Here is a 9372-nt window from a genome sequence, read left to right as displayed (position 1 = left end):
CCACCAATATCCAAAAAACGTCCGCAGGTATTCACTGAAGCCGACCGGATTCCGATGCGCTGCAAGTGCTAATTCTTCCAGGATCATCAATGTGGTCAGCACAGCGAGCACAATTAGACAGCCGCCCGCGAGTTTCATTTCGGCATTATAGCGTAGTGTGCAGCCGATTGCCGACATATTGCCGCCGGGGCCAATGTGGAGTTTTTATGGAAGTGACAAATTCGCACATGGCTCGACGGTGCCCGTCGGACAATTGGACTACCAGGTCCGGGCATGTCATGCCCGGCTTTGTGAACCGCGCATTACTCCGGCAATGGCATCGCCGGTGCGGGTCAGCAGCCTCACCCCTGGTCCTCTCCCATCAAGGGAGAGGGAGATGGTAATTGCGGAGCATAGTGGCCCAAAAAATCACTTGCCGGAAAATCGGGAGTTAGTATACTGATGAACAGTTGCCCGCGTTACCCCGCGGGTCGCACTGGGGGCTCCCTGCGGTCGATCCCAGCCACCCTGTCGTTAATACTATTAACGCCCGTTACGCCCGGCGAATCAGTCATCCATAAAACGTGTCAACAATTTACTAACAATGCACGCCTGCGGACGAAAATTGCCTGAGTTGTGTGATGCAGCCATTCGGCGGAAGCCGCAAACTGACGGCGGGCCAATTGCGACGTGGCGGACAGAATCACAGAATTGTGTCCAAGAAATAAAAAACTTGGCCAAACAATTATTCCCCACTCCAGATTCCGCATTACCCACTCCACACTCCCCATTCCCCACTTCGCATTCCCCGTCCCTCGTCGGTTGTTCTTCACTGCTTTACAATACTGACATGAACGATATTTCGACCACGCCTCGACCTGCGGTTGATAGCAGGACTGCCAATCGTGCCGCTGGAAAATCGGCCCTGGAGGAATTAGCCACGCCGGTGCAGTTTTTGAAAGGTGTGGGGCCTGATCGAGCCAAGCTGCTGCAGCGAATTGGCATGCGCACGGCGGCCGACGTGCTATTCAATTTCCCGCGCGATTATCAAGACCTGAGCGACGTGCGCCGCATTGACGCCTTGGAAGAAGATAAGCTGCAAAGCGTGCGCGGCACGGTGGAAGAAATCGATTTGCGAAACACGGGGACGGGCCGCTTTATCTTGGGCGTGCTGCTGCGGCAGGATTCGCAGTACTTGCGGGCGTTGTGGTTCAACATGCCGTTCATGGCCGATAAATTGCGGCAAGGACAGGAAGTGTTGGTTTCCGGCAAGCCCCGGTTGAAAGGAGGCCGCTGGGAAATGGCCCATCCGCGCGTGCAATGGATCGATTCCGACGAAGGGGAAAAGCCCGGCGCGCAACTGTTGCCGGTGTATTCGCTGACCGAGGGGCTCAAGCAAAGCGGCCTGCGATACATTGTAAAGCAAGCGCTAGAAGCATATGCGGGCTTGCTGGAAGAAGCGTTTCCGCAGCCGTATTTGGCGGCCCACCGTTTGCTTCCCATTCAAACCGCCGTGCACGAAATTCATTTTCCTGCGAGCAAGGAAAACGTGCAACCAGCCCGGCGGCGCTTCATTTATCAAGAGATGTTTGTGTTGCAGTTGGCGATGGCACTGCGGCGCAATGTGCAAGAAACTCGTCGCCAGGCTCCGCTGCTGGAAACCAGCGCGAAAATTGACGCCCGCATTACGCGGTTGTTTCCGTTTGAGCTGACGCCGGGGCAGCGCCGGGCGATCGATGAAATTGCCGCCGACTTGGCTCGCCCCACGCCGATGAACCGCTTGCTGCAAGGAGACGTGGGTTGCGGCAAAACCGTGGTGGCGGTTTATGCGATGCTGTTGGCCGTGGCCCATCGCTGCCAGGCCGCGCTGATGGCGCCGACCGAAGTGCTGGCTCGGCAACATTTGCGGACGCTGCAAAAAATGCTGGCCAATAGCCAGGTGCGGATGGCGCTGCTCAGCGGCAGCTTGACCGCCAAGGAGCGCGAAGAAACGTTGCAAAAGCTGGCGACGGGCGAAATCGATTTGATCGTGGGCACGCAGGCCATTGTGTATGCCGAGGCACAGTTCAAGCAATTGGGGCTGGTGGTGATTGACGAGCAACATCGCTTCGGCGTGCGGCAACGGGCGACGTTGAAGCAGGCCGGCGCCGATCCGCATTATTTGGTGATGACCGCTACCCCCATTCCTCGCACCGTGGCCATGACGCTGTACGGCGATTTGGATGTATCGATCATTTCCGAAAGCCCGCCCGGCCGGCTGCCGGTGCACACGTATTTGGCCGAGGAGGAAAATCGCGCCAAGTGGTGGGATTTTTTTCGCCGCCATTTGCGCGAAGGTCGGCAAGGGTATGTGATTGTGCCGCTGGTGGAGGTATCGGAGCACGTCGACACCGCAAACTTGCAGGCCACGTTTGAAGAATTGGCGCACGGCGAGTTGGAAGCGTTTCGATTGGGCTTGATGCACGGCCGCATGAGCGCCGAAGAAAAAGACGCCGCCTTGGGCGAATTTGCCGCTGGTCGCACGCAGGTGCTGGTTGCCACTAGTGTGGTGGAAGTAGGCATCGACGTGCCCAACGCCACATTGATGACGATTTTGGGCGCCGATCGTTTTGGGCTGGCTCAATTGCATCAAATGCGTGGCCGGGTTTCGCGAGGAAAGTTTCAGGGAAATTGCTGCGTGTTTGCCACCGAGCGAAGCGATAAGGATAAAACTGAGCGGAGCGATAAAGATACAACTGAGCGGAATGCTACAACGACCGAACCCACCGACAACACAAACGAGCGCTTGCAAGCGTTTGTGAGCACGACCGACGGTTTTCGGCTGGCCGAAATCGACTTTCAACAGCGCGGGGCGGGCGATTTGGTTGGCACCCGACAACACGGCCTGTCCCCGTTTCGCATGGCCGACTTGGTGCGCGATTCGGTCGTTGCGGCTGAGGCGCGCGAAGATGCTCGCCAGGTAATTGCCGCCGACCCGGAACTTTCGCAAACCGAGCACGCCCGGCTGCGTCAATTGGTGCTTTCTCGCTATGGAGCGGCGCTTGATTTAGGAGGCGTGGGCTAAATACATTGCGTGTGGAGACAGAAAAATGCGTTTTTACCTTGTTCATTTATCAATTTGACGATGGGAGGGGATAAGCTAAGCTTTCATTAAACTCTGTTTGGGTGCAGCGATTCCTAGGAGCCAGCATCATGCTGTGTGCACTTGTAGCCGTGATTTCGAAGCAGGCCGTACTTTGGACGACCATCGGCATCATCGGAATGCTGGGCCTGATCGCCGTGATCAGCCCCGCATTTTTCGCCAAGGTGGCCACGCGCAGTGCCCGGTGGGTCGACACCCGGAAATTTACCGACGCCCTAGACAAGCGCATCGACATTGACCGCTACGTGCTTCCGTTCAGCCGGTTGCTGGGAGTGGCGGTGCTGTTGGCCGTGGCCGTGTTGGCCTACGTGATGCTTCGCTACGCATGATTAGCGGCGCGATAGCGGTTCAACACCGGACTTGAGCGGACATGAATGCCCTTGGCCGCCGGGATGAAATTACCGGGCTGCTAAATGGCGAAAGCACGGTTCAATTACTATACGGTTTCAATTACTTTGCGGGCTTGATCGGCGGCGGTTGAATTTGTGTGAGGGCAATTTGGGCTGCTCTTTGCACCGCAGGATTGGAATCGCGCATCGCGGCCTTCAGCGGCTTGCTTGCATCATGGGCGGCCGGGCCGATTTGGCCAAGCGTTTGCGCGGCTAATGCGCGCACTTGAGGCGTTTTATGGCCCAGGAGCTCCAGGAGCGTGGGAACGGCCCAGGCGCCGCTTTGCGCCATGGCGCCCACGTCCAGGAAAATCCTGCCATCGCCGGTGCGCATCGCCTCCACGAGAACTGGCGCGAAGTTGGGATTTTTAGGATCGATTTTTTGGATCGCCAGTGCGGCAGCCAGACGTGTGGAATGCTCCGGGTTGGTCAGTGCCTTGGTTAATGCCGGCACGCTTGATTCGGCACTTGGTCCGCACTTGCCCAACGCATTCATCGATAATCGCTGAACTTCGGCATCGTTGTCGGCAACCAAATCGGTCAGCGCAGTGATTACACGGCTGTCCCAATTGGTTTGCTGATCTAAGCCGCGAACCGCTGCCTGGCGAGCCTCAGCTTCCGGGCTTCTGAGTTGGGCCAGCAGTTGGCTCGTGGGATCGCTGCCGCAACCCGCCAGACACAAGCACAAAGCGAGAAATGGCAGGCGGTACAGCAATCTACGGAACATGATCGATGGTTTCTCCCCCTGCACGTGTGCACAAGGCTACATACAAGGCTGCCGACATTTGATCTAACAGAAAATGCACCGAACCATCTCCATACAGGTGCAGTGCTCCGCCGGGATGCATGCTGGACGGCCCGTACGCGGAGACAATATCGCCATCGTTATAATATGGCGTATAGTTTAATGAAATGCCGTGCGGCAGGGTGGAATCGGCGTCGGCCGAATCATATCGCAGGGCGGTATTAGCGGCCGTGCGCCCATCGATCCAAACGCGCATCTTTTCCTCGCGGCTTTCCACGATCAGGACGGTATTCGATAGGCCGTCGGCTACATCAGATGGCCGAATTCTGGATGTGGGAAAGATAACGCCTTCGGGCCTCAATTCCGCTGCATACAAGTGATCTACGTCGGATGCAGCGAGCGAAACATAGTTGCCAATCGCATACTGTCCCGGCGGGTAATGCGAATCAGTTGTAAAATCCGGTCCAATGTAGGAAGGACAGCGATACATGGGTACTACGGTCGCCGCGGCCAATTGATTCGCCGGCAACATCGCGGAAACAGAATAGTCGATTGTGCGGTTAAGCCCTGTCAATTCGGCGTAGGGCATAATCACGCTTGCCCAACTGTGATTGCGAAGCGCACCGCTGGTATCCCAAGTGAACAGGTTGTCGGTATTGCTGGAAGGAAACACGCCTTGAGCTAACTGATAATGCAGAATGGCCATGCCAATTTGCTTGAGATTGTTCGCACACGCCGTCCGGCGCGCCGCCTCTCGCGAACTTTGAATGGCTGGCAGTAAGAATGCAATTAGCAGACCGATAATTGCTATCACTACGAGCAGCTCAATCAACGTGAATGCGCGTATCAAGCGGAGAGGGAAACTGCGAACTAAGTCCGGGCCGGTCCGCCACGCTACTGGGTCATTGCATGGGCAACCAGGATTCTTTGGCGCACAATCTAGCGGGCGGTACAAGCACATATGGGAACTGGCTGTCGACGAAGCACTCAAGCCAACTGTAGAGGGCCCGCTGCCGCTGGCTGTATGAGCGACGAAGCAATATCAGGGAATTGCACCGTAAAGTGCCGATGCTTCATTCGCAAGTGTCGCCGCTGATTGGGAGCGTTGTCAAGTGGATCGGCGCTTGAGTGTCATTCCTGGCGGCAATAGAATGGGTCAATCAAGTTTTTCCTACTTGTGATAAGTCAAGCGAATTCTGTTTCGTTCGTGGATGAGGCGCGCGAATTCACATCCTCCAATCAAAGTGCGGGTGGCTCTATGAGATGGATGGTCTCCCATCGAAGGCCGATTCCGATCTTCGCGATTACGTTGCTGGGCTTGTTTGAGCTCGCAACGTTGCGGTGCGCGGCACAAGAGTTAACTTTTGCTCCCTATAACAAAACCGGCATTTACAAAATCGGGGAAAAAGTTGGTTGGACCGTCGCTTTCCCGGAAGGTACAACACTGCCGATGGCAAAATACACGTACGCGCTCAAAAAGAATAATTTCGATGTCATTAAAAGCGGCGAGCTCGATCTATCGTCCGGCAAAACTGACATCGAGATTTCTACTAATGAACCGGCAATGCTGTATTTACAACTCACGCCTGAGGCATCGACTGAGAGCGCGGCTACAGATTCCAACAAGGAAACTGAGGATAAATCGCCGAGTGATCGACGTCGCCGTGCTGTAATCGCGGCTGGCGCGGCGGTCGCGCCCACTCAATTGCGACCGTCGGTCGAGCGCCCAGCAGATTTTGATGAGTTTTGGAACACAAAGATCAAAACCCTAAGGGAAATTCCGGAGAACACGGAGCTTACGCCAGGCGACAGCGGCAAGCCTGATGTCGAATACGCCACTATCAAAATGGATCATATCAACGGTGCGCATGTCTATGGTCAACTGGCCAAGCCGAAACGAGAAGGAAAATTTCCGGCTCTGGTGATTTTTCAATGGGCCAGTCCGCCCTATCCCTTGCAAAAGTCGTGGGTTACCAATCATGCGGCCAGCGGATGGCTTACGTTGAATATTGAGCCGCACGACGTACTGCCCGATCAGCCGCAATCGTACTACGACGCGTTGCCGTCAGCGATTAAAAACTACCAAACCATCGGCAACGATGACCGCGACAAAAGTTATTTTTTGCAGATGTATTTGGCTGATTATCGCGCCGTGGATTATATCGCCGGCCGGCCCGATTGGGATGGAAAAACCCTGGTGGTCATGGGGACCAGCATGGGTGGCCAGCAAAGCTTGTGTGTAGCAGGACTGCACCCGCAAATCACACATTTAATTGTCGATGAGCCGGCCGGCTGCGACACCAATGGTCCACTGCACGGTCGGCAATCGGGTTATCCGAATTTTCCGTCACGCAACTCGAAAATTATGGAAACGGCGCTGTACTTTGACGCTGTAAATTTCGCGCCGCGCATTAAGGGCAAGTGTCTAGTGGCGATGGGGTTCGTGGATACGACGGCGCCGCCCGCCGGCATTTGGACGGCGTTCAACCAAATTGCCGGACCGAAGGAAGCAGTGCCGATGATCGATTCGCCACACAACAACTTGGCCACACCAGCACAGCAACGGCCGTATACACAGCGTTCGGCCGAATGGCTGAATGCGTTGGTTCGCGGCGAAGACGTGAAACCAAACGCCGTTGCTGAGCCCGTCGGAGAAGTGGGCCATATCGAACCGCAATCTCGTTATGACGATCATCAAAACATGATGGATCAATTGGGCATCAAGCGGCTGCGTCGCGGAGCGGATGGCAACGACCAAAGCATTTACGATGAAGCGAAAGCGAATCCATATAAGGACAGCCTGCCCGACGTACTGACCATAAAAAATGGAAGCAAGGTTACTCGTCCCGAGCAGTGGCCCCAACGGCGTGCCGAGATTCTGGAAGACTTCGAACGGGAAGTGTACGGGTGGATTCCGAAAAACGTTCCGGCGGTGAAATGGGAGGTCACAGCTACTACCGAAAGTGACAGTGGCGGTATACCCACAATCACCAAAACGCTTGTCGGGCATGTCGATAACCGCGTTGATCCGAATATCACGGTGAATATTCAGGCCAGCTTTACAGTGCCAGCGAATACATCGACGCCGGTTCCAATCATGATTGTGTTCGGCGGCGCGTTTGGTCGCGGTGGATTCGGTCCTCGCCCTGGCGGCACCCCGATTGCAGTGCCGTGGACACAGCAAGCCATCGCCCATGGTTGGGGCTACGGGTATATCAATCCAGGAAGCATTCAGCCCGACAATAACCAGTTGCGTTCGGGCATCATCGGTTTGACCAACAAGGGCGAGCCGCGCAAACCGGACGACTGGGGCGCGCTGCGGGCATGGCAATGGGGAGTGAGCCGGCTCATCGATTACTTCGAGGCCAACTCCGATGCGAAAGTCGATCCGAAAAAAGTGGGCATCGAAGGAGTGTCACGCTACGGCAAAGCGGCGCTCGTTACGGAAGCTTTCGACGAGCGAGTAGCGGTTGGGCTGATCGCATCTTCTGGTGAAGGAGGCGCGAAATTGCATCGCCATCTTTTCGGCGAAGCAGTCGAGAATCTCACCGGTGGCGAGTACTACTGGATGGCTGGCAATTTCTTGAAGTACGGAGCCAGTGACGCAACCTTTGGATCGAAAACCGCGGCCGATTTGCCGGTCGATGCGCATGAACTAATTGCTTTATGCGCGCCGCGCCCCTGCTTCATCAGCTACGGTTCGGTTGAGCATGGCGATCCAAAATGGGTGGATGCCCACGGCAGCTTCATGGCCGGGGTGTTGGCAGGACCGGTCTATCGGATGCTGGGCAAAAAAGATTTCGGCACGCCGGGAGATTACTTAACCGATGAAATGCCTCCGGTCAAAACGCTCATTGGTGGCGAATTGGCGTGGCGGCAGCACGAAGGGGGGCACGATGTTACCCCGAACTGGCCGGCGTTCTTTGAGTGGGTGGGGAAGTACATACAAGCGCCGTCAGTCGATACCTCAGCGGTGCGAGTTGATGACTCTGCAACAACTATTTCATCTAGTTCGCAGGTTGCCGATGCCAATGCTGCCGATCTGCCGGTCCCTCGAACAGACAAAAACTCTCAAATTGCGCATGCACTCTTGCTAGAGAAAGCCAAGCAAGGTGACATCGACATTTATTTTGTCGGCGACTCCATTACACGGCGCTGGAGCACCAGCGATCAACAGTACCAAGCCAACTTGGCCAACTGGAACCAAAACTTCTTTGGCTGGAATGCCGCGAACTTTGGTTGGGGCGGCGACACTACTCAAAATATTTTGTGGCGTCTGAAAAACGGTGAGCTGGATGGCGTAAATCCAAAAATAATTGTCGTCCTGGCGGGCACAAACAACATTGGCATTAAACCCGGTGATGAAACTAAAGTTACCGACATGGCCAGGGGAATCAAAGCTATTTTAGATCTCTGCCAACAGAAAGCTCCCGGCGCGACGATCATCTTGACCGCCATTTTTCCCAGGAACGATAACATTGCAGTTGTACCAACCATTAATCGTGTGAACGAGCAAATTGCCAAATTTGCCGATGGCAAAAGGGTGCGCTATTTGAACGTGAACGACAAGTTGGCGGATCAAGACGGCAAATTATTCGACGGCATGACGAGCGACAAGTTGCATCTCACCGTTAAGGGCTATCAAGTTTGGGCCGATGGCCTTAAGCCCATCTTTACCGAGGTTCTTGGTTCGCCGGCAAAGGAAGATCACGCGCCACCACCGACCGGCGATCCCAGCGCTGCGGGAAAATAACGCCAGCGGCGCACAGATCAATTCGGCGGATGGCAACACGACGTTCTTTGTAAATGGCGCCAAAATCACAGTTTCCTACGCTATGGTGGAGGGTCGCTGGTAAAAGTTCTTGTATTGCTTGTGGTGAGACGACATAATAATCACCGTTATCTGACTGCAAAAACGGATAACGTCGGAAGTTTGCTTCCGATCAAATGAAGGTGCCAGGGGGTTTTAAACTGATCGCGCTTTGGGGGGTGTTCTGGCCGTGTGGCCTCTCCCCGGTAGCGTTCCTGCTGCCATCGTTGTATTGGATATGATATATCGATCGTCGGATCGGTGCTGTCTGGTTATTTCGCAGCAAACCCCATGATGCCCCGACGGT

The 9372-nt window shown here is 55.2% G+C and carries 5 protein-coding genes; 3 read left to right on the top strand and 2 right to left on the bottom strand.

Annotated features, from left to right (window positions below; translation table 11 throughout):
• Positions 1 to 829 precede the first annotated feature (829 nt).
• Together recG and VFE46_09720 are read left to right on the top strand one after the other, a co-directional pair.
• Positions 830 to 3043, top strand: coding sequence for an ATP-dependent DNA helicase RecG (gene recG, locus VFE46_09725; GenBank protein ID HZZ28266.1), 2214 nt, complete (start codon positions 830 to 832; stop codon positions 3041 to 3043).
• Between the two features lie 128 nt (positions 3044 to 3171).
• Positions 3172 to 3450 (top strand): hypothetical protein, encoded by a 279-nt coding sequence (locus VFE46_09720; protein ID HZZ28265.1) that lies wholly within the window; start codon positions 3172 to 3174, stop codon positions 3448 to 3450.
• A gap of 121 nt (positions 3451 to 3571) precedes the next feature.
• On the opposite strand, the gene VFE46_09715 is transcribed toward VFE46_09720, so the two are convergent.
• Together VFE46_09715 and VFE46_09710 are read right to left on the bottom strand one after the other, a co-directional pair.
• Positions 3572 to 4237 carry a HEAT repeat domain-containing protein gene (locus VFE46_09715; GenBank protein HZZ28264.1) on the bottom strand — a complete coding sequence of 222 codons (666 nt, stop codon included), beginning with the start codon at positions 4235 to 4237 and terminating at the stop codon, positions 3572 to 3574.
• Positions 4227 to 5216 (bottom strand): DUF1559 domain-containing protein, encoded by a 990-nt coding sequence (locus VFE46_09710; GenBank protein ID HZZ28263.1) that lies wholly within the window; start codon positions 5214 to 5216, stop codon positions 4227 to 4229. Before VFE46_09710 ends, VFE46_09715 begins: the two co-directional genes overlap by 11 nt.
• Positions 5217 to 5573: 357 nt before the next feature.
• On the opposite strand from VFE46_09710, the gene VFE46_09705 reads away from it, so the two are divergent.
• Positions 5574 to 9008: an acetylxylan esterase gene (locus tag VFE46_09705; GenBank protein ID HZZ28262.1), complete on the top strand. Its 3435-nt coding sequence runs from the start codon at positions 5574 to 5576 to the stop codon at positions 9006 to 9008.
• The last annotated feature ends 364 nt before the right edge of the window (positions 9009 to 9372 follow it).

Source organism: Pirellulales bacterium (genome assembly GCA_035656635.1).
Taxonomy (GTDB): domain Bacteria; phylum Planctomycetota; class Planctomycetia; order Pirellulales; family JADZDJ01; genus DATJYL01.
Note: the sequence above shows the minus strand (reverse complement) of the source record. Positions and strands in the feature narration are given on the sequence as shown.